Origin of the sequence: Streptomyces sp. NPDC001373 (assembly GCF_042895815.1) — a bacterium.
GTDB lineage: Bacteria > Actinomycetota > Actinomycetes > Streptomycetales > Streptomycetaceae > Streptomyces.
This window is the reverse complement of the sequence record NZ_JBIAWQ010000012.1, coordinates 109,215-135,533: the sequence shown is the minus strand read 5'-3', so window position 1 is coordinate 135,533 and position 26,319 is coordinate 109,215. Positions and strand designations below refer to the sequence as shown.

Annotated in this window: 30 protein-coding genes, 1 tRNA gene and 1 riboswitch; of the genes, 12 read left to right on the top strand and 19 right to left on the bottom strand. The window is 70.2% G+C overall.

The genetic code is table 11. The features are described from left to right. Positions 1–64 precede the first annotated feature (64 nt). Entirely contained in the window at positions 65–3,241 is a 3,177-nt protein-coding gene (locus tag ACFY15_RS25700; protein ID WP_390826121.1) for a DUF3427 domain-containing protein, read from the top strand. A 19-nt stretch (positions 3,242–3,260) separates the two neighbouring features. Here the strand turns inward: ACFY15_RS25700 and ACFY15_RS25695 are convergent, their stop codons facing one another. Beyond that, positions 3,261–3,893, bottom strand: coding sequence for a hypothetical protein (locus ACFY15_RS25695; RefSeq protein WP_390826120.1), 633 nt, complete (start codon positions 3,891–3,893; stop codon positions 3,261–3,263). Between the two features lie 428 nt (positions 3,894–4,321). After that, positions 4,322–4,861: an N-acetyltransferase gene (locus ACFY15_RS25690; protein WP_390826119.1), complete on the bottom strand. Its 540-nt coding sequence runs from the start codon at positions 4,859–4,861 to the stop codon at positions 4,322–4,324. A gap of 164 nt (positions 4,862–5,025) precedes the next feature. On the opposite strand from ACFY15_RS25690, the gene ACFY15_RS25685 reads away from it, so the two are divergent. Beyond that, complete coding sequence (locus ACFY15_RS25685) at positions 5,026–5,202, top strand: hypothetical protein (RefSeq protein WP_390687469.1); 177 nt, start codon at positions 5,026–5,028, stop codon at positions 5,200–5,202. Between the two features lie 70 nt (positions 5,203–5,272). After that, positions 5,273–5,572, top strand: a complete 300-nt coding sequence (locus ACFY15_RS25680) for a hypothetical protein (RefSeq protein ID WP_390687470.1) — start codon at positions 5,273–5,275, stop codon at positions 5,570–5,572. A 515-nt stretch (positions 5,573–6,087) separates the two neighbouring features. Here the strand turns inward: ACFY15_RS25680 and ACFY15_RS25675 are convergent. The 5 genes from ACFY15_RS25675 to ACFY15_RS25655 form a co-directional block, all read right to left on the bottom strand. Then, positions 6,088–7,302, bottom strand: coding sequence for a DUF445 domain-containing protein (locus ACFY15_RS25675; RefSeq protein WP_390826140.1), 1,215 nt, complete (start codon positions 7,300–7,302; stop codon positions 6,088–6,090). 207 nt (positions 7,303–7,509) lie between these two features. Next, complete coding sequence (locus ACFY15_RS25670; RefSeq protein ID WP_390826118.1) at positions 7,510–8,298, bottom strand: DUF1707 domain-containing protein; 789 nt, start codon at positions 8,296–8,298, stop codon at positions 7,510–7,512. A gap of 111 nt (positions 8,299–8,409) precedes the next feature. Then, positions 8,410–9,372, bottom strand: coding sequence for an ATP-binding cassette domain-containing protein (locus tag ACFY15_RS25665; protein WP_390826117.1), 963 nt, complete (start codon positions 9,370–9,372; stop codon positions 8,410–8,412). A gap of 2 nt (positions 9,373–9,374) precedes the next feature. Then, positions 9,375–10,301: an ABC transporter permease gene (locus ACFY15_RS25660; protein WP_390687473.1), complete on the bottom strand. Its 927-nt coding sequence runs from the start codon at positions 10,299–10,301 to the stop codon at positions 9,375–9,377. Continuing rightward, complete coding sequence (locus ACFY15_RS25655; RefSeq protein WP_390687474.1) at positions 10,294–11,097, bottom strand: ABC transporter permease; 804 nt, start codon at positions 11,095–11,097, stop codon at positions 10,294–10,296. The genes ACFY15_RS25660 and ACFY15_RS25655 overlap by 8 nt, the downstream gene beginning before the upstream one ends. 178 nt (positions 11,098–11,275) lie before the next feature. Between ACFY15_RS25655 and ACFY15_RS25650 the strand changes: the two genes are divergently transcribed. Next, positions 11,276–13,708 (top strand): transglycosylase domain-containing protein, encoded by a 2,433-nt coding sequence (locus ACFY15_RS25650; protein WP_390687475.1) that lies wholly within the window; start codon positions 11,276–11,278, stop codon positions 13,706–13,708. Between the two features lie 7 nt (positions 13,709–13,715). On the opposite strand, the gene ACFY15_RS25645 is transcribed toward ACFY15_RS25650, so the two are convergent. The 3 genes from ACFY15_RS25645 to ACFY15_RS25635 form a co-directional block, all read right to left on the bottom strand. Continuing rightward, positions 13,716–14,036 (bottom strand): multidrug efflux SMR transporter, encoded by a 321-nt coding sequence (locus ACFY15_RS25645; protein WP_030158619.1) that lies wholly within the window; start codon positions 14,034–14,036, stop codon positions 13,716–13,718. Between the two features lie 30 nt (positions 14,037–14,066). Continuing rightward, positions 14,067–14,133, bottom strand: a riboswitch (guanidine-III (ykkC-III) riboswitch). 69 nt (positions 14,134–14,202) lie between these two features. Further along, entirely contained in the window at positions 14,203–14,544 is a 342-nt protein-coding gene (locus tag ACFY15_RS25640) for a GroES family chaperonin (protein ID WP_390687476.1), read from the bottom strand. Between the two features lie 57 nt (positions 14,545–14,601). Then, entirely contained in the window at positions 14,602–14,919 is a 318-nt protein-coding gene (locus ACFY15_RS25635; RefSeq protein ID WP_366452189.1) for a DUF3618 domain-containing protein, read from the bottom strand. 106 nt (positions 14,920–15,025) lie between these two features. On the opposite strand from ACFY15_RS25635, the gene bcp reads away from it, so the two are divergent. From bcp to ACFY15_RS25615, 4 genes are all read left to right on the top strand, one after another. Beyond that, positions 15,026–15,493: a thioredoxin-dependent thiol peroxidase gene (bcp, locus tag ACFY15_RS25630; protein WP_390687477.1), complete on the top strand. Its 468-nt coding sequence runs from the start codon at positions 15,026–15,028 to the stop codon at positions 15,491–15,493. 147 nt (positions 15,494–15,640) lie between these two features. After that, positions 15,641–16,288, top strand: a complete 648-nt coding sequence (locus ACFY15_RS25625) for an HNH endonuclease (protein WP_390826116.1) — start codon at positions 15,641–15,643, stop codon at positions 16,286–16,288. Then, entirely contained in the window at positions 16,285–16,776 is a 492-nt protein-coding gene (locus ACFY15_RS25620; RefSeq protein ID WP_390826115.1) for an HNH endonuclease, read from the top strand. The genes ACFY15_RS25625 and ACFY15_RS25620 overlap by 4 nt, the downstream gene beginning before the upstream one ends. A gap of 48 nt (positions 16,777–16,824) precedes the next feature. Beyond that, positions 16,825–16,908: transfer RNA gene (locus ACFY15_RS25615), tRNA-Leu, on the top strand. A gap of 57 nt (positions 16,909–16,965) precedes the next feature. Here ACFY15_RS25615 and rdgB read toward each other — a convergent pair. The 4 genes from rdgB to ACFY15_RS25595 form a co-directional block, all read right to left on the bottom strand. Next, complete coding sequence (gene rdgB / locus ACFY15_RS25610; RefSeq protein ID WP_390687479.1) at positions 16,966–17,568, bottom strand: RdgB/HAM1 family non-canonical purine NTP pyrophosphatase; 603 nt, start codon at positions 17,566–17,568, stop codon at positions 16,966–16,968. Positions 17,569–17,597: 29 nt separating this feature from the next. Continuing rightward, the gene (locus ACFY15_RS25605) at positions 17,598–17,993 is read right to left on the bottom strand and encodes a hypothetical protein (RefSeq protein ID WP_390826114.1); all 396 of its coding nucleotides are present in this window, start codon (positions 17,991–17,993) and stop codon (positions 17,598–17,600) included. Between the two features lie 108 nt (positions 17,994–18,101). Further along, positions 18,102–18,842 (bottom strand): ribonuclease PH, encoded by a 741-nt coding sequence (gene rph / locus ACFY15_RS25600; RefSeq protein WP_390687481.1) that lies wholly within the window; start codon positions 18,840–18,842, stop codon positions 18,102–18,104. 146 nt (positions 18,843–18,988) lie between these two features. Then, positions 18,989–19,300, bottom strand: coding sequence for a glucose PTS transporter subunit EIIB (locus ACFY15_RS25595; protein WP_390826113.1), 312 nt, complete (start codon positions 19,298–19,300; stop codon positions 18,989–18,991). Positions 19,301–19,439: 139 nt separating this feature from the next. Between ACFY15_RS25595 and ACFY15_RS25590 the strand changes: the two genes are divergently transcribed. Together ACFY15_RS25590 and ACFY15_RS25585 are read left to right on the top strand one after the other, a co-directional pair. Further along, complete coding sequence (locus ACFY15_RS25590) at positions 19,440–20,741, top strand: PTS transporter subunit EIIC (protein WP_390687483.1); 1,302 nt, start codon at positions 19,440–19,442, stop codon at positions 20,739–20,741. A gap of 248 nt (positions 20,742–20,989) precedes the next feature. Further along, positions 20,990–22,246: a PTS transporter subunit EIIC gene (locus ACFY15_RS25585; RefSeq protein WP_390687484.1), complete on the top strand. Its 1,257-nt coding sequence runs from the start codon at positions 20,990–20,992 to the stop codon at positions 22,244–22,246. A gap of 112 nt (positions 22,247–22,358) precedes the next feature. Here the strand turns inward: ACFY15_RS25585 and ACFY15_RS25580 are convergent, their stop codons facing one another. Continuing rightward, positions 22,359–23,111, bottom strand: coding sequence for an MBL fold metallo-hydrolase (locus tag ACFY15_RS25580; protein ID WP_390826112.1), 753 nt, complete (start codon positions 23,109–23,111; stop codon positions 22,359–22,361). 207 nt (positions 23,112–23,318) lie between these two features. On the opposite strand from ACFY15_RS25580, the gene ACFY15_RS25575 reads away from it, so the two are divergent. Then, positions 23,319–23,741: a hypothetical protein gene (locus ACFY15_RS25575; protein ID WP_390687486.1), complete on the top strand. Its 423-nt coding sequence runs from the start codon at positions 23,319–23,321 to the stop codon at positions 23,739–23,741. Continuing rightward, positions 23,738–24,097: a DUF488 domain-containing protein gene (locus tag ACFY15_RS25570; protein WP_390826111.1), complete on the top strand. Its 360-nt coding sequence runs from the start codon at positions 23,738–23,740 to the stop codon at positions 24,095–24,097. The genes ACFY15_RS25575 and ACFY15_RS25570 overlap by 4 nt, the downstream gene beginning before the upstream one ends. Positions 24,098–24,276: 179 nt before the next feature. Here the strand turns inward: ACFY15_RS25570 and ACFY15_RS25565 are convergent, their stop codons facing one another. From ACFY15_RS25565 to ACFY15_RS25550, 4 genes are all read right to left on the bottom strand, one after another. Beyond that, the gene (locus tag ACFY15_RS25565; protein ID WP_390826110.1) at positions 24,277–25,227 is read right to left on the bottom strand and encodes a PLP-dependent cysteine synthase family protein; all 951 of its coding nucleotides are present in this window, start codon (positions 25,225–25,227) and stop codon (positions 24,277–24,279) included. Beyond that, positions 25,227–25,505 (bottom strand): MoaD/ThiS family protein, encoded by a 279-nt coding sequence (locus tag ACFY15_RS25560; RefSeq protein WP_366452204.1) that lies wholly within the window; start codon positions 25,503–25,505, stop codon positions 25,227–25,229. The genes ACFY15_RS25565 and ACFY15_RS25560 overlap by 1 nt, the downstream gene beginning before the upstream one ends. 87 nt (positions 25,506–25,592) lie before the next feature. Then, positions 25,593–25,700 carry a putative leader peptide gene (locus ACFY15_RS25555; RefSeq protein WP_311736929.1) on the bottom strand — a complete coding sequence of 36 codons (108 nt, stop codon included), beginning with the start codon at positions 25,698–25,700 and terminating at the stop codon, positions 25,593–25,595. A 77-nt stretch (positions 25,701–25,777) separates the two neighbouring features. Further along, positions 25,778–26,200 (bottom strand): Mov34/MPN/PAD-1 family protein, encoded by a 423-nt coding sequence (locus ACFY15_RS25550; RefSeq protein ID WP_390687489.1) that lies wholly within the window; start codon positions 26,198–26,200, stop codon positions 25,778–25,780. Positions 26,201–26,319: the final 119 nt, after the last annotated feature.

Here is a 26,319-nt window from a genome sequence, read left to right as displayed (position 1 = left end):
TGCGCCACATTTGGGCGGTAGCTGTCGGCTGCCCTTGCTACAACCGAGTGGCGAAGATCCGTTGATGACTGGGGGTTCCGTGTCTTCAGGTGTCCGCCCGAGTGTGCCCACGCCAGCAACCGGGGTGCATGAAACGCTGATCACGAGTGCGCTGGAGGAGCAGCTCAAACAGCTCATCGCGACTGGAGCAGTCGTGATAGATAAGCAGGTAAGTGATGAATCGGCACAGCATGTTCTGACACGGCATGTAGCCCATGCTGTCGGTCAGATACTGAAGAAGTTGCCGCCCGGCGACCGGGTCCGCGCGACCAACGAGATTCTCCAGTCATTGGCAACCCATGGGGCGACTCAGGACTGGGTGGGTCCGATCGTCGCCGGACCGCGCCAACTGCTCGCGGTGATGGATCCCACCCCAGCAGGACCCTCGGCAGTTGCAGGACCGTACTCCGTTCGACCGACGACTCCGTTCTCCGACACTGCGCTGATCACGAACTCTCCCGAGGATCCGAGCCTTGGAGCCGAGTTGCGGGCAGAGCTCGCCACGGCCGACCGGATCGACCTCCTTTGCGCCTTCGTGAAGTGGACGGGACTTCGCATCCTCGAGAAGCCCCTGACGGAGGCTGCCGCACGAGGTGTTCCCATCCGAGTGATCACCACCACGTACATCGGGGCCACCGAGCGTCGCGCTCTGGATCGACTTGTGCGAGAGTTCAACGCCGAAGTGAAGATCAACTACGAGCTCCGCTCGACGCGCCTTCACGCCAAGGCATGGCTCTTCCGTCGCCACTCTGGCTTCGACACCGCCTACGTCGGTAGTTCCAATCTCTCCAAAGCGGCACTACTCGACGGGCTGGAGTGGAACGTGCGCCTTTCTGGCATTGCCACACCTGATGTGTTGCGCAAATTTGAGGCCACCTTCGACGCTTATTGGAGCGAGAGAGCCTTCGAACCGTACGACCCCGATCGTGACGCACTACGACTGGACGAGGCCCTGAAGATCGCAGGCAGCTCTGGCGGCGTCAACGCTGCACGAGTGATCAGCCTGTCAGGCCTGCAGGTGCACCCCTTCCCCCATCAGCGCGACATGCTGGAACACCTCGAGGTGGAGCGCACGGTGCACGACCGGCATCGCAACTTGCTCGTTGCCGCCACCGGCACCGGCAAGACCGTGATGGCGGCACTCGACTTCAAGCAACTACAGCTCAAGCTGGGCCGCAAGTTGCGCCTTCTCTTCGTTGCCCATCGAAAGGAAATCCTAGACCAGTCCCTCCGGACCTACCAAAACGTCCTCAATGACGCAAACTTCGGCGAATTTTTCTACAGCGGCGAGATCCCTCAGGGCTGGAATCACGTATTCGCAAGTGTGCAGTCATTGACCGAGCGCACGCTTGATCGACTTCCCGCCACTCACTTCGACGTCATCGTTATCGATGAATTCCACCACGGCACCTCACCCACCTATCGAAGAATCGTCGACCATTTCAGACCACTCGAACTGCTCGGCCTGACTGCGACACCCGAGCGCATGGACGGGCTCACCATTCAGAACGAGTTTTTTAATGGGCGGATCGCCGCAGAAATGAGGCTTTGGGAGGCCCTCGAAAACGATCTTTTGTGTCCTTTTCATTATTTTGGCATAAGCGACAACACCGACATGAGCGCCGTGGCGTGGAAACGCGGCGACTACGACGCTTCTTCCCTCAGTGGCGTTTTCACCGGTAACGAAACACGAGCCCGATTGGTCGTCCGGGCACTTCAGGAGAAGCATGCATCTCCAGAATCCATGCGCGCCCTAGGATTCTGCGTCTCCGTTGCCCACGCAGAGTTCATGGCCGAGTTCTTCAAGCAAGCCGGCTTTCAAGCCGTCGCCCTGTCAGGCGAAACCCCTCGCCCACTCAGAAAGACCGCCCTCGACGACCTGCGAGCAGGGAAGCTGAACGTCATCTTCTCCGTGGACCTCTTCAATGAAGGCCTCGACGTACCCGATGTCGACACTCTGCTCCTCCTCCGCCCGACATCCAGCGCTACGGTGTTCCTGCAGCAGCTCGGCAGAGGCCTACGCCGCAGCGAAAACAAGCCAGTTCTGACCGTCCTCGACTTCATCGGCCAGCATCGCAAGGAGTTTCGTTTCGAGGAACAGTTCCGCGCACTAACAAATTTGACACGCAATCGGCTACTCAACAGCATCGAGCGCGACTTCCCTCAACTCCCTTCCGGGTGCCACATCTTCCTTGAGCCGAAGGCGAAGGAAAACATCCTCGCAAACATTCGCAACCAAATCAACGTCAACGTCAAGCAGCTCACCAGAGAAGTCGCCGCCTACCGAGAACTTAGACTCTCCGCCTACCTCGCCGAGAGTGGTCGGGAGATCAAGGAGATATATCGTGGAGGTAAAAATTCCTGGACGGGGCTGCTGCGGCGAGCCGGGCTGTTGACCACAACCGCACCCCGGGGCGAAGAGGCCCTGTTGAAGCGCGTATCCGCGTTCCTCCACGTAGACGACCGCGCTCGGGTGCAGGCATACTCAGGACTGCTCGAAGACGACGCCCCCGCATATGCGGCTCTCGATGAACGAGGACGAGCTTATGCCCGCATGCTATTTTTCTCGCTGTGGCCTAAAGGCGGAGAGTTCTCCAGCTACCAGGAAGCCTTCGACTCCCTCCGGCCCCAGTGCGAATTCCGCGACGAGCTGCGCCAGGTACTGGCACATGGCCTGAAGCGGGTCGACCATGTGCCGTTGCCGCTGATGGGCGACCACACCTCCCTGCCACTGTCCGTCCATGCGTCATACAGCCGCGAGGAAATCCTGCCGGCGCTGGGTCAGTCTGCCATCAATGGCTTTATGCCGGGGAACTTCCGGGAGGGCGTGAAATGGTGTGAAAACATCCAAACCGACGCGCTGCTGATCACCCTCGAAAAAAACGAAAAGGACTTTTCCCCACAAACCCGCTACAGGGACTATGCGATGAATGAAGTCCTCTTCCACTGGGAGTCACAGAACCAGACGTCCGAGACCTCCCCCACCGGGGTTCGCTACCAAAATCACGTCAAGAACGGGTCACACGTGCTGCTCTTCGTCCGACGCTTCAAGTCCACGGACATCGGTGGCCCACAGGCATGGATGTTGCTCGGGCCCGCGGATTACGTCCGCCACACAGGAAGCAACCCGATGGCGATCGAATGGAAGCTCCACCACGAGATGCCAGCCGACGTGTGGTCGTACTCCGCCATCACCAACTGAGCCGACGCCACAAGGAGCCTCACCCCATCCCCGGGAACAGCGGTAGTTGCTGGTGGCCGCGGGCTGTGACCGTGGGTGGGGTTCGGCGGGAGGTGGTGAGGGTGTGGAGGGTGTGGAGGGCCTTCAGGACTTCTTCCGGGGTGTCGCGGATCATCGACGCGGTGGCGCTGGCCACCAGGACGCCGTGGGATTCCAGGCGCAGGCGGCGGCGGAGGGTGGCGTGCCAGGCGTCGCGGGTGTAGTGGTACTCCGCCGAATCGATCTCCAGGGCCACGCCCTCGTCGGGCCAGTAGGCGTCCGGGCTGGCCAGGAAGGTGCCGTCCGGGGTGTAGAGGCGGGCGTTCCACAGCGGGGTCCGGAGGTCCGTGCCGGTGAGGACGTCGCGGGCCCGGGCCTCGGCGATCGATCGGACCCCGGCCAGGAGTTCCCCGGCGGCGGCGCGGATCGCGGGGCGGGACAGGAGGCGGGCGCTGCGGAGTTCTGCGTGGAGGTCGTGCGGGTGGCACCAGCCGGACTGGACGACCTGGGCCAGGACGGAGCGGACCCGGTCGGGGCTCGGGCAGCGGGCGGCGAAGTCGGCGGCGGCGCGGACCGGGTGGGCGCTGGGCACGCCCGAGACGGTCAGTGTGCCCGGCCAGCGGGCGGTCGTCACGGGGCGGACCTGCGCGAGGGCGGTGAGCCGGCGCGGGCTGCGGATCAGGACGTCGGCCGGGGCGAGCGGGGCGTCGCGGATGCCGAGGAGGGCGAGGGCAGCTCCGCCGGTGAGGGCACGCGGTGTCGCCGGAGAGGGGTTCCGCGGTGGGTTCGGCGGCGTACAGGACGGCGGCCAGGGCGCGTTGGCGGTGGTCGGGAGGGCCCGTCTGGAGGAGGTAGACGCGGGGCAGGAGGCGTTGCCAGGGGCTTCCGGGGCGGGTGCGTGAGGTCAGGGTGGTGCGGGGGACGCCGGCGGTGGTCGTGAGCTGGTGGCGGGTGGCGAGGTTCAGCTGGCGGCGGGCGAGGGGCCGGGGCCCTTGTGGGTGATCATGGCCCCGGTATGCCTGGTCCGGCGGGGGCCACTCGTCCCTTTCGGGTGGCTGGTGTTCAGGGGCGGCCGGGGTGGTCCGGGGCGAGGAAGACGACCACGTTCGTCTCGGTGCCGGGGAGCGCGGGGACCTCGTGCCAGCCGAGGCGGTGGTAGGTGGCGACGGTGTCCGTGGCGAGGCGGGACGTCAGCAGCCAGGCGCGGTGGTGCGGGGCGTCGGCGGTGATCTCGGTGAGGAGGGCCCGGCCGGTGCCGGTGCCGCGCGCGTAGGCTCGTACGGCCAGTTCGTCTATCTCCAGCGCCCCGACCAGCAGCGCGCGCACCTGCTCCGGGCCGAGCTGGGCGGCGACCTGGGGGTAGCCGCGGCCCTGGGGGAAGGGGGCTTGTGTCAGCCAGGCGGTGGCGAAGCCGTCGATGCCGGCGGGGGACTGGGCGAAGGCCGTACGGAATCCGGGGCGCCGGACGTCGCTCTGGAGGCGGCCCGCGAACTGGCGAATGGTTTCTGCGTCTTCGTTCCAGGGCGGGGCGGAGAAGACGTCGGCGTAGGCGTCCACGAGTTCGTCTGCCAGGTCGAGGACGGAACGGCCGTAGGAGATCACGTGCGGCTCCGGGGGTCTATGGGCGCGGGGGGGCGTTTTGGGGTGGATGACCGAAACTATGCGATGGGGGTTCCCGGACGCCCGGATGGGAGGAACCCGGCGTGTGCCGACAAATCGGCTGCCGTGGGTGCGTGTCGCCGGGCGGCGCGGGGCGTTGAGCAGCCGTGGACAGACTGCTGCGGGTGGCGGGGCGGAGCGCGCTCGCCTTTCTCCTCGTGCTCGGGGTCGTGGCGCTGCTGCCGAGTGCCCTGCGGGAGGCGGTGCCGCACGCCGTGGTGGGCGGGGCCGTGCTCGCGCTCGGGGCGACGGGTGTCCGTCGGGGCTCCAGGCGTCCGCGTTAGCCTCGAAACGGTTCATCGCATGAGATGGCCGCTTGTATGACGTACCGATGACACGACGAGGGAGTTCGACATGGCGCGGGTACCGAGTTCCGCGGTGGCGGCGGCCGGGCTGATCGGCGGCTACGCCGTCGCCCGCTGGACGAAGAAGCGGCCCCTGGGCGGGGTCGTGCTCGGCGCCGCCGGGGTCATGGCCGGGCGTGAGTGGCACCGCCGCGGCGGGGTGCCGGCGGCGGCCGGCCTGGGCGCGCTGTACCTCGCGGGCTTCGCGGGAGCGCATCCGCTGGCGAAGAAGGTCGGCGCGTGGCCGGCCGTCGTCGGCGCGGCGGGCGTCGTGGCCGCCACGGCCTGGGCGGTCTCCGACCGGGCCTGACCCGGCCCCTCCGGGGGTGGCCGGGTTGGCAGGGCTCGCCTCCGCCCCACCGAGGGGTGGAGGCGGGGCGGCGGCCATGTGCCGCCTGTCCGGTGTGCCGTGCCGCCGGCTGGGCGGAGACCGAACAGGCGTCCGGCCCGGAGCCGCCGCCGGACGCCGAGATGCGAGAAGCGCGTAGCGGTCTGCCGCGCCCGGCGCCGCCCGACGGGCCCGTCGTCCTCTGGTGCGGATATCAGCCCAGGACACCCGCCGGACGCCGAAATCCGAGCAGCGCCTTGCCATCCGGACCGCCCGCCCGCTCCGCAGGGCGACCAGGCCGGCCATCGGTGCGGATATCAGCCGCAGACCGCCGCCGGACACCCAAATCCGGGCAGCGCGTAGCGATCCGGAGCGCCCACCCGCTCCGCAGGGCCGCACACGTCGGCCTCTGGCGCGGGTATCAGCCCAGCGCGACCGCCGGACGCGCGTCCCGCCCGTCCCGCCGGAGTGCCAGCCCCCAGGGGGCCCGCCGCCCCCTACCCGCCCAGCAGCCGCGACACCGTGTAGATCAGCAGGCCGGCCAGTGCGCCCACCACCGTGCCGTTGATGCGGATGAACTGGAGGTCGCGGCCGATGTGGGCCTCGATCTTGCGGGAGGTGTGCTCCGCGTCCCAGGCGGCCACCGTGTCCGTGATCAGCGAGGTGATCTCCGCTCGGTACGTCGTGACGACGTAGACCACCGCGCCCTCGATCCAGCCCTCCAGCTTCGACTGGAGCCGGCGGTCCGTCGCCAGGCGGGCGCCCAGGGACATCAGGGAGGAGCGGACGCGCAGCCGCAGCTCGCTGCGTTCGTCCTCCGCCGCCGAGATGACCATCGAGCGGACCGCGGTCCACGCCGACGCGATCACGTCCTGGACCTCGCCCCGGGCCAGGATCTCGGACTTCAGCCGCTCCACCCGAGCCCGCGTCTCCGTGTCGGACTGGAGGTCCGCGGCGAAGTCGACCAGGAAGCGGTCCACCGCCGCGCGCGCCGGATGGCCCGGCATGTCGCGCATCTCGGTGACGAACCGGAGCAGTTCCTTGTACACCCGGTCGCCCACCTTGCGGTCGACGAAGCGCGGGGTCCAGCCGGGGGCCCCTCCCTGGACCGCGTCCATGACGGAGTCCCCGTGGGTGACCAGCCAGTCGTGGGCCCTGGCGCAGATCAGGTCGACCGCGCGGCGGTGGCCGCCGTCGGCGACGACGCGCTGGAGGGTCTTGCCGAGGCCCGGCGCGATCTCCGCCGCCTCCGCCCGCCGGGTGATCGCCTCGCCCACCACCGCCTGGACGTCGGAGTCGCGCAGTACGGTCAGGGCCCCGCGCAGGGCGGTGGCCAGTTCCGCCGTGACCCGGTCGGCGTGCTCGGGCTCGGCCAGCCAGGCGCCGAGCCGGCCGCCGATGCCGAGGGCGTGCAGCCGGGCGCGCACCACGTCCGCGGAGAGGAAGTTCTCGCCCACGAACTCACCGAGCGAAACCCCCAGCTGGTCCTTCTTCGTGGGGATGATCGCCGTGTGCGGGATGGGCAGTCCCAGGGGCCGGCGGAAGAGGGCCGTCACGGCGAACCAGTCCGCGAGCGCGCCGACCATGCCGGCCTCCGCCGCGGCGGCGACGTACCCGGCCCAGGCGCCCGCGCCCCAGGCCTGCTGGGCGCATTTGGCCAGGACGTAGACCACGGCGACGACGATCAGCAGACCGGTCGCGGTGGTCTTCATACGGCGGACGCCGCGCCGCCGCTCCTCGTCCGCCTCGTTGAAGACGAACGCGCCGCGGACGGGCGGTGCGGGTGGGCCCACGGCCGTTCCCGGATCCTTCACGTGCTGCTCCTGCCTTCCCCCGATGGCCGGTTTGTCTGCATAGCATCCGACTCCCGGGAGGGCCGGGGAGTTCCCGGCGCGCCGCCGACCAGGTCCCGCTCCGCTCTAGAGCTCCTTGCGGACGCCCTTCGGCTGCTTCGGCGGCTTCGGTGCCTTGACCTTGACCGCCACCCCGCCCCAGAAGGCGAGGCCGTTGACGATCACCCGCGGGGCGCCCGGTTCCGGACGGTTCTCCAGGGACCTGCCCTGGTCGAAGCCTCCCATGACGCCGATGCCCCGTACGTCGACCTCGACGCCCGGCGGGACGGTGATCTCGATGCCGCCCATGATGGCCACGCAGGTGATGACGACCTCGCGCGCGGCGAAGTCGGCCTCGCGCAGGTCGAGCTCGCCGCCGCCCCAGAAGGCCACGGCGTTGAACTGCGCGGGCACCGTCCAGTGCCCCTTGCGCTGGAACCCCGACATGATCGCGACCGCCGACGAGGAGGCCGACGTACCGCCGATGCGGGACTGCCAGGACGAGGTGGCGGAGACCGGGCCGGGGGCGTAGGAGAGGGCCGGGGAGGACTCGGGGGCCGGGAGGTCGCCGGTCAGGGGTTCGAGTTCGGCGTAGGTACGGGACTTGTACGCCGCCTCCAGCCGCTCCTCGAACTCCTCCATGTCGAGCCGGCCCTCGGCGACGGCGTCCCGCAGGCGCTCGACGACCCGTTCGCGGTCGGCGTCCGACGCCCTCATGGACGGGGCGGCCGCCGCCTGCGGCCGCTGCCGAGGGGCGTTCTCCAGGGAGGTCTTCTCCAGGGGGGTCTTCCCCGCAGAGTTCTCCGCAGCGTTCTCCGCAGAGTCTTCCGCAGGGGTCTTCTCCGGCGTCGCCTGCTCCGGGCGCTTGTCACTCATGCGGGTCAGACTATGCAGAGGAGGCCGGGGGTTGAACGGGCCGGACCCCGGGCCGCACCCCGACCCCGCCCCTGATTTCCCCCTGATCCCGTGCGCCGCTGCCCGCCGTCCTCAGCCCCGCCCCGCGTACATCCGCGCGATCACGTCCTCGATGTCCGGCTCCCGCACCGACAGGTCCAGCAGCGGGTACTCCGCCGCGACCGCCGCGACCAGCGGCGCCGCCGAGGTCCGGGCCGGGAAGGCCAGCCACTGCCGCTGCCCCTCCACCCGCACCACCCGCGCCCCCGCCACCTCCAGCGGCGGCAGCTCCCGCTCCAGGTCGACCACCAGCGTCCGCTCGCCGCCCTCCCCCATCGCGTGCAGCCCGCCCAGCGCCCCGTCGTACATCAGCCAGCCGTGGTCGATCACCATCACCCGCTCGCACAGCTGCTCGATGTCCTGGAGGTCGTGCGTCGTCAGCAGCACCGTCGTCCCGAGCTCCTCGTTCAGCTGCCGCAGGAACCCCCGTACCCGCGCCTTGCTGACCACGTCCAGCCCGATCGTCGGCTCGTCCAGGTACAGCACCTCCGGGTCGTGCAGCAGCGCCGCCGCGATGTCCCCGCGCATCCGCTGGCCCAGCGAGAGCTGCCGCACCGGTACGTCCAGCAGCGCGGCGAGGTCGAGCCGGTCCACGCAGCGGTCCAGGTTCTCCCGGAAGCGGGCCTCCGGGATCCGGTACATCCGGCGCATCAGCCCGTACGAGTCCTTCAGCGGGAGGTCCCACCACAGGGTGGTGCGCTGACCGAAGACCACCCCGATCCGGTGCGCGAGCCGCATCCGCTCCCGCGCGGGGTCGATGCCGGCGACGCGCAGCCGGCCGCCGCTCGGGGTGAGGATGCCGGTCAGCATCTTGATCGTGGTGGACTTCCCGGCCCCGTTGGGCCCGATGTAGCCGACGACCTCGCCCCGCGCGATCTCGAAGCTGATCCCGTCCACCGCCCTGACCTGGCGTTTCTCCCGGCGCATCAGCCCCGACCGGCGCCGCACTTCGAAGACCTTCTCGACCGCGTCGAGCGAGATGAGGACATCGGACACGACTAGCTCCCCGTGCTTCGGTACGAACGGACCCCCGCGCGCCAGGCCAGCGACGCGGGCAGGAACACCGCGAAGGCCACCAGCGGGCTCAGGTACGCGACCCACCCCGGCAGCCCCAGCGGATCGGGCCGCCCCAGCACGTACAGCGCGGGCAGCCAGTTGACGAAGGCCAGCGGGACGACGAAGGTCACCCCGCGCAGCAGGTCCTTCGCGAACACCGTCGGCGGGTACTGGAGCATGGTGCAGCCTCCGTAGGTGAAGGAGTTCTGGACCTCCGCCGCGTCCCCGGCGACGAACTGGAAGGCGGCCCCGGCCACCAGCACCCCGCCGAAGATCCCCGCCCCGGCCACCACCATGACCGGCACCAGCAGCACCTTCCCCGCAGTCCAGTGCACGTCCAGCACGGAGACCGCCCAGCCCAGCACCGCCAGCCCCTGCGCGATCCGCCCCAGCCGGCGCAGCGCGAACCGGTCCGCGGCGACCTGAGCGAGCAGCGGGACGGGACGCACCAGCATGGTGTCGAGGGAGCCGTCGCGGATCCGGGCGCCGACCCGGTCGGTGTTGCCGAGGAGCAGGTCGGCCAGGCCCAGGGAGGCCGAGCAGGCCCCGTAGAGGAGGGCGATCTCGGGCAGGGTGAAGCCGCCGAGCGCCTCCACGTGGGAGAACATGACGGCGATCGCGACGAAGTCGAGGACGGTGATCGCCGCGTTCCCGACGGTGGCCAGCAGGAACGACATCCGGTACGTCATCGTCGAGCGGATCCACATCCCGACGATCAGCCCGTAGCCGCGCAGCCCCTCGCGGAACCGGCCGCCGTACCCCGCCGCCGCCCCGTACGGCCGCCCGGAGCCCGCCGCCCCCGTGACCCCCGGCCCGGCCGCCCCGGCCCCGCCCGCCGGCTCCGCCGGGACCGCCGTCGCCTCAGCCACCCTGGACCACCACCTTCCGCGTGGCCGCCGACTGCACCAGCCGCCCCGCGCCCAGCAGCACCAGGGCCCACACGGCCTGGAAGCCCAGCGCCCGCACGGCTCCCCCGGCCCCGGCGTGGGTGCCGAGCAGCACGTCCAGCGGGACCTGGAGCATCGCCGCCCACGGCAGCAGCCGCATCACCTCGCCGAAGCCCCCGGGAAAAACGGTCAGCGGCAGCAGCATCCCGGAGCAGAAGATGGTCACGACGGTGGCCATGAGGTTGACCCCCGCCCCGTCCAGCAGCCAGAACGCGGCCAGACCCAGCAGGTACCGCACCCCGAACCCGACGACCAGCCCGAGCCCCACCGACAGCAGGAACAGCAGCCAGCGCAGCGGATCGGACGGCAGCGCGAGCGTGAAGGCGAACGCCCCCGCCACCAGGGGCAGCAGCCCCCGCCCCAGCAGCTGGAAGCCCGCCCGGCCGAGGTCGGCGGCGAGCCACCAGGCCTGGAGGTCGGCCGGGCGGTACAGGTCGACGGCGATGTCACCCGTACGGATACGCTCCTGGAGCTCCTCCTGGAAGCCGCCGCCGATGAGCGAGGCGGCCGCCAGCAGGGACTGGCTGACCCAGACGAAGGTCAGGGCCTGGGCCTGGTCGTAGCCGCCCAGGCGCGGGCGCTCGTCCCACAGGGCGATGTACGTGTACGCGACGATGAAGCCGAAGACGGTGTTGGTGAACACCCCGGCCGCCGTCGCCGTCCCGTAGGCCGCGTAGCGCCGGAACCCGCCCGCCGCGACGGCCAGATAGAGCCGCACCGTATCCCTCCGTTTCCCATGTCGTTCCTACGTCGGCCAAAGCGCGCGAGCCTAGTGCGCCGGGGGCGGGCCGCGCGACCGCTTTTCACCGCCCGTCCGGAGCGGAGCCAGCGGCCGTCGGGCAGCCGCCATGAGGTACAAATGTGGGTAATTCACACGGTCACGAGGAGTCCCGGAGATGAGCGACCAGTCACCGCCCCAGGGCTGGACCCCTCGCGATCCGGACACCCCCCGGCCCGGGGGCGGCCCCCCACCCCGCGGCAAGGGCGGCGGCGCGCCCGAGGGCGGGGGGAACGGGCGCCGGCGCGCCGGATGGCGCCGCCTCGTCCCCACCTGGCGGATGGTCGTCGGCGGGCTCCTGCTGCTCGTCCTGCTGGTCGGCGGCATGCTCGTCGCCGGCTACCTGCTGGTCGACATCCCCCCGGCCAACGCGGCCGCCACCGCCCAGTCCAACGTGTACCTCTACGCCGACGGGTCCCCGCTCGCCCGCGACGGCGAGGTCAACCGCGTCAACGTCCCGCTGTCCCAGGTCCCCCGCAGCGTCCAGGAGGCCGTGCTGGCCGCCGAGGACCGCGACTTCTACTCCGAACGGGCCGTGGACCCCAAGGCGATGGTCCGCGCCGCCTGGAACACCGCGACCGGCAAGGGCACGCAGTCCGGCTCCACCATCACCCAGCAGTACGTCAAGAACTACTACCTGGGCCAGGAACAGACGATCAAACGGAAGGTCAAGGAGTTCTTCATCGCGATCAAACTCGGTCGCGAGAAGTCGAAGGACTACATCCTCGAGGGCTACCTCAACACCAGCTACTTCGGCCGCAACGCCTACGGCATCCAGGCCGCCGCCCAGGCCTACTACGGCAAGGACGTCAACAGACTCACCACCGCCGAGGGCGCCTACCTCGCCACCCTCCTCAACTCCCCCAGCGCCTTCGACGTCGTCTCGCACCCGCAGAGCCGTGACCGCGCCCTCGCCCGCTGGAACTACGTGCTCGACGGCATGGTCAAGAAGAAGTGGATGACCCCGCAGGAGCGGGCCGCCGCCACGTTTCCCGAGCCCGGGAAGGTCCGCGCCGCCGCCGGCCTCTCCGGCCAGCGCGGCTACCTCGTGGAGGCCGTCCGGGACTACATCACCGACCACAGGATCCTCGACGACAAGACCCTCGCCGAGGGCGGCTACCGGATCACCACCACCATCGACAAGCGCCGCGAGAACGCCTTCGTCGACGCCGTCCAGAAGCAGATGGCCGACAGGCTCGACCCGGCGGCACGGCCGGCGGACCGGGTGGTACGGGCCGGCGGGGCCTCCATCGACCCGGCCACCGGCAAGGTCGTCGCCCTGTACGGCGGCACCGACTACACCAAGCAGTACGTCAACAACGCGACCCGCCACGACTACCAGGTGGCCTCCACCTTCAAGCCCTTCGTCTTCGCCTCCGCCGTCGAGAACGAATCCCGCACCCGGGACGGCCGCCGGATCACCCCGAACACGGTCTACAACGGCGACAACAAACGCCCCGTGGTCGGCACCCGGATCCCGTACGCCCCGGAGAACGAGGGCCAGCAGTCGTACGGTCCGATCACCGTCAACACCGCCACCGACCTCTCCGTGAACACGGTCTTCGCCCAGATGGTCGTCGACGTCGGCACGGCCAGGGTCAAGCAGACCGCCATCGACCTCGGCATCCCCGAGGACACCCCGAACTTCGACGCCGGCCCGGCCATGGCGCTCGGCACCATGCAGGCCAGCGTGCTCGACATGACCCAGGCGTACGCCACCCTCGCCGACCACGGCCGGCGCACCCCGTACACCCTCGTGGAGAAGATCACGAAGGAGGGGGAGAACGTCCACCTGCCCGACCGGACCCCGCAGCAGGCCATCAGCCGCGAGGCGGCCGACACCACCACGTCCATGCTGAGCAGCGTCGTGGACAACGGCACCGGCACCGAGGCTCTCGCCGCCGGACGCCCGGCCGCCGGCAAGACCGGCACCGCCGAGCAGGACCGCGCCGCCTGGTTCGCCGCGTACACCCCGGACCTGGTGACCGTGGTCTCGATGATGGGCCAGGACCCCGACACCGGCACCCTCCAGTCCCTGTACGGGGCCCTGGGCGAGCCCCGCGTCGGCGGCGGCGGCTACCCGGCGCGGATCTGGGCGGCGTACACGAAGAAGGCCCTGGAGGGCAGCGATCCGGAGGACTTCGACCTGGAGCTCCAGCCCGGCGCGGCCCAGCCCCCGCCGCCCGCCCCGACCGGCACCCCGCAGCCGCCGCAGGGCAGCAGCCCGCCGTGGGCGCCGGACCAGAGCGGCCGGCCCAGCCCGCCGACCCGGCCCGACGGCGGCCAGGACAACGGCGGGCAGAACCAGGGCGGCCAGGACAACGGCGGCCGCACCCAGGGCGGTCAGGACAGCGGCCAGACGAACGGCGGCCGGACCACGGGCGGCGACACCACCGGCGGCCAGACCACCGGGGGCCGGACGAACGAAGGCCAGACCACCGGAGGCCAGACCAACGCGGGCCAGACCACGGGCGGCGACACCAGCGGCGGCGGGACCACCGGAGGCGGCCTCCTCACCCCACGCCGCCCCCCGTCCGCCTTCCTCGAATGACCGGCGGTCAGTGACCGGAAGTGGCCTTCAGCCCCACCACCGCGACCAGCAGCAGACAGATGAAGAAGATCCGGGCGGCGGTCACCGGCTCCCCCAGCACCGCCATGCCGAGCACCGCCGCACCGGCCGCACCGATGCCCACCCAGACCCCGTACGCCGTCCCGATGGGCAGGGTCTTGGCCGCGTACGACAGCAGCACCATGCTCGCGACGATCCCCGCACCGGTGAACACGGACGGCCACAGCCGGGTGAAACCCTCGGTGAACTTCATACCGATCGACCAGCCGACCTCGAGCAGACCGGCGACGAGAAGCAGAACCCAGGCCATGACAGGCACCTCCGGGACGAGACGGAACGGGGTGCGTCGTCTTTGCGTGCAGCTACCCGGTACGGCGCGTCTCGTCGGGGCGGTTCCCCACCACCGTAGCAAAGGGCATGCAAAAAGGGCTGGTGACCAGGGCCACCAGCCCTCCTTCCCGCTGCGCGGGCCTGCGTCAGAGGTACAGCCCGGTGGAGTCCTCCGACCCCTCCAGCCGCTCCGCCGCGACGGCGTGCAGGTCCCGCTCGCGCATCAGCACGTACGTCGCCCCGCCCACCTCGACCTCGGCACGGTCCTCGGGGTCGTACAGCACACGGTCACCGGGCTCCACGCTCCGTACGTTCTGCCCGACCGCGACCACCTCGGCCCAGGCGAGCCGCTTGCCCACCGCGGCCGTCGCCGGGATCAGGATCCCGCCGCCCGAGCGCCGTTCACCCTCGGGGGTGTCGGACTTCACGAGCACGCGGTCGTGGAGCATGCGGATGGGCAGCTTGTCGTGGGTGGTGTTCTCGCTCACGCCCCGAACCTACCTGCCCCCGCGCGCGCCGCATGCCGGAGGGTGCGCATCACCGCATCACCGCTTGCGGCGCACGGAGACCACGACCAGCCCGACCGCCCCGGCCGCGAGCAGCGCCACGGGCACGATCCGCTCGATGCGCGGGGCGCCGTTCTCGTCGCGCAGGCCGTCCGTCACGTCGGTGATGAGCCGGTTGACGGACGCGACGGCGCGCCCGAGGGTGTGGTCGACGGTCGAGGCGACCCTGGCCTTCGCGTCCCCGATGATCGTCTGCGGGTGCATGCGCACGCCGATCTCGTCGAGCGTCTCGGCGAGCTGCTCCCGGCGGCGGACGATGTCCGCCTCGATCTGTGCGGGGGTCCTGGCTTCCGGCACCGCGCTGCCTCCGTCGTCGTGTCGTCGTGTGGGGCGTGGTCCCCCATGAACAGGCTGTCAGCTTAGTCTCGTGGCGTACCGCTGCCTTCACGAGGAGACTGTCGACATGAGCGAGCGACTCCAGCCGGGCGTCACCGCCCCCGCCTTCACCCTGCCCGACGCGGACGGCAACGAGGTCTCGCTTGCCGACCACAAGGGCCGCAAGGTGATCGTGTACTTCTACCCGGCGGCCCTGACCCCGGGCTGCACGAAGCAGGCCTGCGATTTCACGGACAACCTGGACGTCCTGGCCGCGGCCGGCTACGACGTCATCGGCGTCTCCCCGGACAAGCCGGAGAAGCTCGCGAAGTTCCGCGAGAAGGAGCACCTGAAGGTGACCCTGGTCGGCGACCCGGAGAAGGAGGTCCTGACGGCGTACGGGGCCTTCGGCGAGAAGAAGCTGTACGGCAAGACGGTGACCGGGGTCATCCGCTCCACGGTGGTCGTGGACGAGGAGGGCAAGGTCGAGCACGCCTTCTACAACGTCAAGGCGACGGGCCACGTAGCGAAGATCATCAAGGACCTGGGCATCTGATCCCCCGTCCGGCCCCCAGGAGCGGCCCGCACCCTCCCGGTGCGGGCCGCTCCGCTTATCGGACGGGATCTGCCCGTAACCGTCCGACCGTCGACCCGTTGATCCATGCGAAGGCCGCACGGGTGGCCGAGAACAGGGGTAGTGGAAATGCCGGTCAGTCCGTACACGAAGGAACTCCTCACCGAGGCGGCGGGCGCATCCCGAACGCTGAGCGAGGCTCTGGAGCGGCTGGGGGTCGATCCGAAAAGCGGCTCGCGCGAGTACATACGCAAGCGCATGCACCGGTTCGGCGTGGACATGTCCCACTTCGAACGGGACGGAAACCGCTGGACCAGGGCCATCCTGGAAGAGGTGGTGAGGGCTTCGAGCAGCATGTACGACGTCCTCCGACGCCTGGAGCTCGACCCGGTCGGCGGCCACCACACCCACATCAGCCGCCGGGTCCGCGCACTGGGCATCGACACGTCACACTTCTCCGGCCCGGCCCGGACGGACCGGATGCGCCAGAACCACCGTCGGCGAACGGCGGACGAGATCCTCCACGAGGATCGGACACCTCACGCGACGCGCACTCCGAACACGCTGCTCCGGCGCGCACTGCGCGACCTGGGCGTCGAGGAGCGATGCGCTGACTGCGGCATGAAGGCCGTCTGGATGGGTCAGCCCCTCCCTCTGGAGGTGGACCACATCAATGGCGACTGGCGCGACAACCGCCGCGACAACCTGCGCTTCCTGTGCCCCAACTGCCACTCCACGACGGACTCGTACCGAGGCCGGGGCAAGGGGCGCCGGTGAACTCCCGTCGGCTCGATCGGCCGTCGCGAGAGGAACTCGGGCAGGCGATAGCCGACTCGGTCAGCGTTGCCGGGACCCTTCGGCTGCTGGGGTTCCCCGACCACGGCGGGCAGCGTGCGCACCTGCGGAAGTGGATCGTCGAGGAAGGGCACGACACCTCGCATTTCCTGGGGCAGGCACACCAGCGCGGCAAGGCGGGAACGAGGCCGCTCAAGCCCGCCGAGGATGTCCTCGTCCACCTTGCCGGGCAGCCCCGGACGAAGACCCCGCTCTTGCGCCGGGCCCTACGCGAGGTCGGGGTCCCCGAGCAGTGCGCCCACTGCGGCGTGCCCGCCGAGTGGCGGGGGCGCCCGATGACGCTTGAGATCGACCACGTCAACGGCGACTGGAGCGACAACCGGCGCGAGAACCTGCGCTTCCTCTGCCCCAACTGCCATGCTGTCACGAGCACGTGGTGCAGGGGAGGCCGTTCCGGCAGGAGCTGCTGATCTTGCCTGACCCGTGTGGCCGCCTGCCGCTATCATGGCAGGCGGCTAGCGGCGGTGGCGCAACGGCGACGCAGCAGACTTAGGATCTGTGGCCCGTGAAACGGCTTGAGGGTTCGAATCCCTTCCGCCGCACAGTAACGGCCTGCGAATCGAAGGATTGGTTCGCAGGCCGTTTTCATGCCCGCACTGTCAGCCCAGGAGTTCGCGCAGGACCGGGATCAGGGCGCGGAAGGCCTGGCCGCGGTGGGAGATGGCGTTCTTCTCCGCCGGGGTGAGTTCCGCGCAGGTGCGGGTCTCGCCCTGGGGCTGGAGGATCGGGTCGTAGCCGAAGCCGCCGTCGCCCGACGGGGTGTGGCGCAGGGTACCCAGGAGGCGGCCCTCGACGACGCGTTCGGTGCCGTCCGGGAGGGCGAGGGCGGCGGCGCAGAAGAAGTGGGCGCCGCGGTGTTCGTCGGCGATGTCGCCGAGCTGGTTCAGCAGGAGTTCCAGGTTCGCCCGGTCGTCGCCGTGGGCTCCGGCCCAGCGGGCCGAGAAGATGCCGGGGGCGCCGTTCAGGACGTCGACGCACAGGCCGGAGTCGTCGGCGATGGCGGGGTGGCCGGTGGCCTGCGCCAGGGCGTGGGCCTTGAGGAGGGCGTTCTCGGCGAAGGTGACGCCGGTTTCCCTGACGTCCGGGACCTCCGGGTACGCGTCCGCGCCGACCAGTTCGTGCGGCAGGCCGGCGTCGGACAGGATGGCGCGGAGTTCGGCGACTTTGCCCGCGTTGCGGGTGGCGAGGATCAGGCGGGTCATGCCGCCATTATCCCGGTGGGCCGGGGCCGTCAGCCGGGGGTGCAGACCTTGGAGATCTCCGAGGCGGCGTCGGCGACCGGCTTGATGTCGGGGGCGGTGTTGCCCTGTTCCAGGGAGGTGCGGACGTTCTTGACGGCCGTGGCCATGGAGTCGACGGCCTTGCCGAGGTCGGCGTTGCCGGTCTGGTCCTTGATCTTCTTGAGGTCCGTGTCGATCTGGTTGAGTGCGTTCTGGGTGTCCTGGACGCTGTCGCCGGCGTGGGAGACGGCCTGCTGGAGGTTGTCGACGCTGTTGGCTATCGCGACCGCCGTGTTGGCGCAGTCCATGGCGGTGGAGATGGTGTCGCAGGAGGTGAGGGCCGGGACGGTGAGGGCGGCGGCCAGGGCCACGGCCGCGACGCGGAGTCTGGGCTGGGTGCGGTTCATGCGGGTCCCCCCGGGGGTGTGGGTACGGGTACGGGTACGGGTACGGGCGCACGGTGATGACTCCGTGCGCCCGTACCGGCGTAGACGCGTGCCCGCGCCGTGCGGTTGCTACGGGGCCTGGAGGTCCAGGTCCAGGGCGGCGAGCTGGAGGGCTTCGAGGTCGGCGCAGCCGCCGGCGGCGAGGTCGAGGAGGGCGTTGAGCTCCTTGCGGTCGAAGGGCTCGCCCTCGGCGGTGCCCTGGACCTCGACGAAGCGGCCGTCGCCGGTGCAGACGACGTTCATGTCGGTCTCGGCGCGCACGTCCTCCTCGTAGCAGAGGTCGAGGAGCGGGACGCCGTCGACGATGCCGACGCTGACGGCGGCGACGGTGCCGGTGAGGGGCTTGCGGCCGGCCTTGATCAGCTTCTTCCGCTGGCCCCAGGCGATGGCGTCGGCGAGGGCGACGTAGGCGCCGGTGATGGCGGCGGTACGGGTGCCGCCGTCGGCCTGGAGGACGTCGCAGTCGAGGACGATGGTGTTCTCGCCGAGGGCCTTGTAGTCGATGACGGCGCGCAGCGAGCGGCCGATGAGGCGGGAGATCTCGTGGGTGCGGCCGCCGATCTTGCCGCGGACGGATTCGCGGTCGCCGCGGGTGTTGGTGGAGCGGGGCAGCATCGAGTACTCGGAGGTGACCCAGCCTTCGCCGCTGCCCTTGCGCCAGCGCGGGACGCCTTCGGTGAAGGAGGCGGTGCAGAAGACCTTGGTGTCTCCGAAGGAGATGAGGACGGAGCCCTCGGCGTGCTTGCTCCATCCGCGTTCGATGGTGACCGGGCGGAGCTGTTCGGGCGTGCGGCCGTCGATGCGAGACATGGCTGTGAGCCTAGTCGTTGCGGGGGCGGGCCGGGTGACGGGCGGGAGTACGGGTGGGGTTGGGGGTGGTGCGGGGGTGGCGGGTACGGGTGGACCCCGTCCGGTCGGGCCGGTACGGGGTCCTCGTCATGCTCCGCGGGGGCGGTTCACATCATGTCTTCGATCTCGCCGGCGATGGGGTCGGCGTCGGTGCCGATGACGACCTGGACGGCGGTGCCCATCTTGACGACGCCGTGGGCGCCGGCGGCCTTGAGGGCGGCGTCGTCGACGAGTTCGGGGTTGATGACCTCGGTGCGCAGGCGGGTGATGCAGCCCTCGACCTCTTCGATGTTCTCGATTCCGCCGAGCCCGGCGACGATCTTCTCAGCCTTGGTGGCCATGTGTTTCTCCCTGAGTGTGGCGAAGAACGAGTCTCGGCGGCCGTGACCAGCTGCGTCCGCTTCGTCACGGTAGCTCACGGTTGGCCCATCTACGCGAGCGGGAGCGGGGTGCCTGCCGAAAGATGACGATCAGCAGCACCCTGCCCACAACTGGTCTACACCAGTGTGCCGCACGTGTTGCGGCTGCCAAAACGGGCCCGGCACAGGGAGGACGCGGATGAGCGCGAGCAGTGCCGAGGCGGCACCCCGGCCGAAGTGGTGGAGCGGCCTGTACCCGGGGCTGCAGAAGATGGGGCGCAGTCTCCAGCTGCCGATCGCGGTGCTGCCGGCGGCCGGGCTGCTGATCGGGCTGGGGCAGGTCCGCGTCCTGGGCGAGGAGGGCCTGGGCTGGACGGTCGTGGCGAAGGTGATGGCGGCCGCGGGCGGCGCCCTGCTGAACGCGGACATCGGCCTGCCGCTGCTGTTCTGCGTCGGCGTCTCCATCGGGATGGCGAAGAAGGCGGACGGTTCGACGGCTCTGGCGGCGGTGGCGGGCTTCCTCGTCTACCGGGGTGTGCTGCACGCGTTCCCCAACGTCTGTCCGGCGGGGACGGTCGACATCGGCGGTGGCTGCCTGGGGCCGAACAACACCTTCGTGGAGTTCACGTACCAGAACCCGGGGGTGTTCGGCGGCATCGTCATGGGTCTGCTGACCGCCTGGTTCTGGCAGCGTTTCCACCGGGTGAGGCTGGTCGACTGGCTGGGCTTCTTCAACGGCCGCCGGCTGGTGCCGATCGTCATGTCGTTCGTGGCGATCGCGTTCGCGGCGCTGTGCCTGTGGATCTGGCCGCCGGTGGGCAGCGCGCTGGAGAGCTTCTCCGACTGGCTGACGCGGCTGGGGCCCTGGGGGTCGGGGGTCTTCGGGGTGGCGAACCGTGCGCTGCTGGTGGTCGGTCTGCACCAGTTCCTGAACGTGCCGGTGTGGTTCCAGTTCGGCAGCTACACCAAGCCGGACGGGACGACGGTGCACGGCGACATCAACATGTTCCTGGCGGGCGACCCGGACGCGGGGCAGTTCTTGACCGGCTTCTTCCCGATCATGATGTTCGCGCTGCCCGCGGCGGCGCTGGCGATCACCCACTGTGCGAAGCCGCAGCGGCGCAAGGAAGTCGCGGGTCTGATGCTGTCGGTCGGGCTGACCTCGTTCGTCACGGGGATCACGGAGCCGATCGAGTACTCGTTCCTCTTCGTGGCGCCGGTGCTGTACGCGGTGCACGCGGTGCTGACGGGTGTGTCGATGGCGGTGTCGTGGGCGCTGGGGGTCCACGACGGCTTCGCCTTCTCCGCGGGTCTGATCGACTACGTCATCAACTTCAGCCTGGCGACGAAACCGCTGCTGATCATTCCGATCGGCCTGTGCTTCGCGGCGGTGTACTACGTCGTCTTCCGCTTCGCGATCACGAAGTTCGGGATCCCGACGCCGGGACGGGAGTCGGACGAGGAGATCGAGGCGATGCAGAGGGAGAACACCAAGGCGTAGCCCTGGGGCGAGCCCCTTGTGACGCGAGGCCCAGGCCTTCGGATCCAGCGATCCGGAGGCCCTTCGTCCTGTGGCCTAGGCCACACAAAATCGAAGGTTCCTTATCTAACCCCGACCGTGCTACAACTGGTCTACACCACCTAATGGTGTAGACCATGCCGCTGCGGAGCAGCCAGTGGTCTCTTCCGAGACGCCGCCACCCCCATTTTCCCCTGTCCCTGGCAGCGCCTTGCCCACTGGAGGAAGCCATGTCCACAGCGACCGCTGCGGAGAAGAAGAAGGGCGCTGGCGTGATGGCCGTCATGCAGCGCATCGGCCGGAGCCTCATGCTCCCCGTCGCGGTGCTGCCGGCCGCCGCACTGCTGGTCCGTCTCGGCGACAAGGACATGCTGGGCTCGGCCTCGATGCCGGAGTTCATCAACAAGATCGCCGGCTACATGTCCGCGGGCGGCGGCGCGATCCTGGACAACATGGCGCTGCTGTTCGCCGTGGGCATCGCGATCGGCTACGCGAAGAAGTCGGACGGCTCGACCGCGCTCGCCGCCGTCACCGGCTACCTGGTCTTCAAGAACGTGCTCGCCACGTTCACCGACTCGAACCTCCCGAAGATCGCCAAGGCGGTCGACGGGAAGGTCGTCATGGTCGAGGCGCCGGTGGACGCCAAGGTGCTCGGCGGCGTCGTCATGGGCCTCGTGGTCGCCCTGATCTACCAGAAGTTCTACCGGACCAAGCTGCCCGAGTGGGCGGGCTTCTTCGGCGGCCGCCGCCTGGTCCCGATCCTCTCGGCCTTCGCCGGCCTGCTGATCGGCATCGTCTTCGGCCTCATCTGGCCGGTCCTCGGCACGGGTCTGCACACCTTCGGTGAGTGGCTGGTCGGTTCCGGCGCCGTCGGCGCGGGCATCTTCGGCGTCGCCAACCGCGGTCTGATCGCGGTCGGCATGCACCACCTGCTCAACTCCTTCCCGTGGTTCCAGGCCGGCGAGTACAACGGCAAGAGCGGCGACATCGCCCGCTTCCTCGCCGGCGACCCGAGCGCCGGACAGTTCATGACCGGCTTCTTCCCGATCATGATGTTCGCCCTGCCGGCCGCGTGCCTCGCGATCGTCCACTGCGCCCGCCCCGAGCGCCGCAAGGTCGTCGGCGGCATGATGTTCTCCCTCGCGCTGACCTCGTTCGTCACCGGCGTGACCGAGCCCATCGAGTTCACCTTCATGTTCATCGCGCCGGTGCTCTACGCCGTCCACGCGGTCCTCACCGGTGTCTCCATGGCCCTGACCTGGGCGCTGGGCATGAAGGACGGCTTCGGCTTCTCCGCAGGCGCCATCGACTACCTGCTGAACCTCGGCAAGGCCACGAACCCGGCCGGGCTGGCGCTGGTCGGCCTGTGCTTCGCGGCGCTCTACTACGTGATCTTCCGCTTCGCGATCACCAAGTGGAACCTGCCGACGCCGGGCCGCGAGTCCGACGAGGAGCTCGCCGAGCTGGCGAAGGCCGAGGCCAAGTAAGTTTCGTAGGCGGCACTACGCGACGGAGCCCCCGCTCTCCCGGAAGGGAGAGCGGGGGCTCCGTCGTGCTGCCGCTCGGGAGGATCGGGGCGCCCGGGGGCGCTCCGCCGTGTCAGACCTCGTAGACGGCGCCGGCCATCGCGAGGTCGACGCGGCCGTCGTAGACCGCGCGGGCGTCCGCCAGGTTCTGCGCGGCGTCGGTCCACGGCGGGATGTGCGTCAGCACGAGCCGCCCGACCCGGCCGTCGCGCGCGTACTCGCCGGCCTCGCGGCCGTTGAGGTGGAGGTCCGGGATGGCCTCCTTGCCGTGCGTGAAGGAGGCCTCGCACAGGAACAGGTCCGCGCCCTCGGCCAGCGTCCCCAGCTCGGGGCAGACCCCGGTGTCCCCGGAGTACGCCAGCACCCGCCCGCCGTGCTCGACGCGGATCCCGTACGACTCGACCGGGTGGCTGACCCGCTCGGTGCGGACCGTGAACGGGCCGATCTCGAAGCCGGCGGACTTCAGGGTGCGGAAGTCGAAGACCTCGCCCATGGAGCGCTCGTCCGGGACGTCGTCGTAGGCCGTGATCAGCCGCTGCTCGGTGCCCTCCGGCCCGTACACCGGCAGGGGGGCGCAGCGGCCGCCTTCGTGGCGGTAGTAGCGGGCGACGAAGTAGACGCACATGTCGATGCAGTGGTCGGCGTGCAGGTGGCTCAGGAAGACCGCGTCGAGGTCGTACAGACCGCAGTGGCGCTGGAGCGCGCCGAGGGAGCCGTTGCCCATGTCGAGGAGCAGCCGGAAGCCGTCGGCCTCGACGAGATAGCTCGAACAAGCCGAATCCGCTGACGGGAAGGACCCCGAACAGCCGACGACGGTGAGCTTCATGGAGCGTGAACCTCCGTGGACGGTCCGTGGACGGAGTGCGGGCCGTGCGTGCGTCGAGCGTAAGGCGCGAAACCTCCGGTCGCTCCTCCGCGGCGAGCCGTTGTGGGGGGAATCACCTGTGCTGTCACCCAGGGGAGCGACGGCGGGTACGTGCGTTGCCGCGTCGCTGCCGCGCCGGGGGTGGCCGACGCGGCTACGGTCGGTCCCATGGACACGTCCTGGTGGTTCGCCGTGCTGGCGGCGGTCGCCGTGGTGGTGGCGGTGCTGGTCCCCCGGCACGTCAGGAGGCGCGCGGCCGCGCCCCCGGCGCCGCCGCACGGGCTCGGGCCGCCGCCGCGGGTGCGGCCCGGTGAGCTGTGGTGCCTGGCGGACGGGCGGCCCTGCCTGGTGCTGTCGGCGCGGCCGCACCGGGAGTCGGCGCGGGTTGCGTGGATCGTGGGCAAGTACGACGACCGGCGGCCCGGGGTCATCCCGCTGCCGCCGGGCATGGCGGGCGTCGGGGGCCGCGGCGGTTTCCTCGAGGCGGACCGGCCGCAGGAGGTCTCGGTGTGGGAGTTCCGGAAGCGGCTGGGCACGTTGGACCCGGCGCTGTGGGACGAGGCCAAGGGGCTGGGAGGCGGTACCGGATGACCGGGCGGAACATCAGGCTGCGGCGTGTCTACGATCCCCCCGAGCCGGAGGCGGACGGCGTGCGGGTGCTCGTGGACCGGCTGTGGCCGCGCGGGCTGTCGAAGGAGGCGGCCGCGGTGGACGAGTGGCCGAAGGCGGTGACCCCGTCCGGGGAGCTGCGGAAGTGGTTCCACGGCGGGGGCTCGGCGGAGGAGTTCCGGCGGCGGTACGAGGCGGAGCTGGCGGAGCCGGGGGCGGGGGCGGAGCTGGAGCGGTTGCGCGCGATGGCCGGGACGGGGCCCGTGACCCTCCTGACCGCGGTCAGGGATCCGGCCTCCAGCCACGCCGCGATCCTGGCGGAGCACCTCGCGGACTGATGCCGTCGGGTCGGGTGGGGTGCGGTTGCCGCTGCGCGGAGCCGGCCCCCTGCCCGCCCTTCACCGTTTCCAGGGGCTCCGCCCCCGGCCCGGCACGGGCGCTCCGTGCCCGTCGCCCCCAACGCCGGCGGGGCTGGGAGCAGCCCCGCCGGGGCCGCGGGCGCGTCGGGCCCCGGGGCCTACGCCCAGAGCTGGCCCTGGAGGACCTCGATGGCCTCCTCCGTCGTCGCCGCCGTGTAGACGCCCGTCGACAGGTACTTCCAGCCGCCGTCGGCGACGACGAACACGATGTCGGCGGATTCGCCGGCCGCGACCGCCTTGCGGCCGACGCCGATGGCCGCGTGCAGGGCGGCGCCGGTGGAGACGCCCGCGAAGATGCCCTCCTGCTGGAGGAGTTCACGGGTGCGGGTCACCGCGTCCGCCGAGCCGACCGAGTAGCGGGTCGTCAGGACCGAGGCGTCGTACAGCTCGGGGACGAAGCCCTCGTCGAGGTTGCGCAGGCCGTAGACGAGGTCGTCGTACCGCGGCTCCGCGGCCACGATCTTCACGCCGGGCACGTGCTCGCGCAGGTAGCGTCCGACGCCCATCAGGGTGCCCGTCGTGCCCAGGCCGGCCACGAAGTGGGTGACCGAGGGGAGGTCCGCCAGGATCTCGGGGCCGGTGGTGGCGTAGTGGGCGCCCGCGTTGTCCGGGTTGCCGTACTGGTAGAGCATCACCCAGTCGGGGTGCTCCGCCGCCAGTTCCTTCGCCACCCGCACCGCGGTGTTCGAGCCGCCCGCGGCCGGCGACGGGATGATCTCGGCTCCCCACATCGCGAGAAGGTCGCGGCGCTCCTGCGAGGTGTTCTCCGGCATCACGCACACGATCCGGTAGCCCTTGAGCTTCGCGGCCATCGCGAGCGAGATGCCCGTGTTGCCGGAGGTGGGCTCCAGGATGGTGCAGCCGGGGAAGAGCCGGCCGTCCTTCTCCGCCTGCTCGATCATGTGGAGCGCCGGGCGGTCCTTGATCGAGCCGGTCGGGTTGCGGTCCTCCAGCTTGGCCCAGATCCGGACGTCCTCCGAGGGGGACAGGCGCGGCAGGCGGACCAGCGGGGTGTTGCCGACCGCCGCGAGCGGGGAGTCGTAGCGCATTACTTCGAGCCGCCGGCCACGGCCGGGAGGATCGTGACGCTGTCGCCGTCCTTGAGGGCGGTGGCGATGCCGTCGATGAAGCGGACGTCCTCGTCGTTGAGGTAGACGTTCACGAAGCGGCGCAGCTTGCCGTCCTCCAGGAGGCGCGCCTCGATGCCCTTGTGACGGGTCTCCAGGTCCGCGAACAGCTCGGAGAGGGTGGCGCCCTCGCCGTTCACGGCCTTCTCGCCGTCGGTGTAGGTGCGGAGGATGGTGGGGATGCGGACCTCGATGGCCATGGCAGCGGGCTCCAGTGTCGTGAAGGAGGAGGGTGAGGAAAGTGTGAGGGCGCGCTCTCGTGCGGCCCGCGCGCGGGGCCGTGGTGCTCAGGCGGCAGGACAGATGGCGCTGGCGAGGCGGCACAGGTCGACGTGCAGCCGCGCCACGAGCAGCAGCCTGCCGGGCGTCTCGATGCTCACGTCGTGGGAAACCATGCGGTCATGTTAACGATTCCCGGTCCCCCGTTTGGAGTGTGATCCCGCATCGTGGACGCTGTCGGCTCACATCGTGGTCAGTAGGCCTCGACGACCTGCACTTCTTCCTCCGTGATCACGCCGTCGACGATGCGGTACGAGCGGAACTGGAACTCGCCGAGGCCGTCGGTGTCGGCCGTGGAGACCAGGACGTAGTGGGCGCCGGGCTCGTTGGCGTAGGTGACGTCCGTGCGCGAGGGGTAGGCCTCGGTGGCGGTGTGCGAGTGGTAGACGATCACGGGCTCTTCGTCCCGGTCGTCGAGTTCGCGGTAGAGCTTCAGCAGGTCCTTCGAGTCGAACTCGTAGAACGTGGGCGAGCGGGCCGCGTTGAGCATCGGGATGAACCGCTCCGGGCGGCCGGTGCCCGCCGGGCCGGCCACGACGCCGCACGCCTCGTCGGGGTGGTCCTTGCGGGCGTGCTCGACGATCCGGTCGTACAGGGCCTGGGTGAGGGTCAGCATGGGCCCCAGGATATGCAGACGGGCCCTCCCGTACCGAGGTGTGGTACGGGAGGGCCCGCATCTTGGACAGGCGCAGCCTGGACACGAGGTCCGCAGGAGCGCGGTTCCCGGCCGTGACA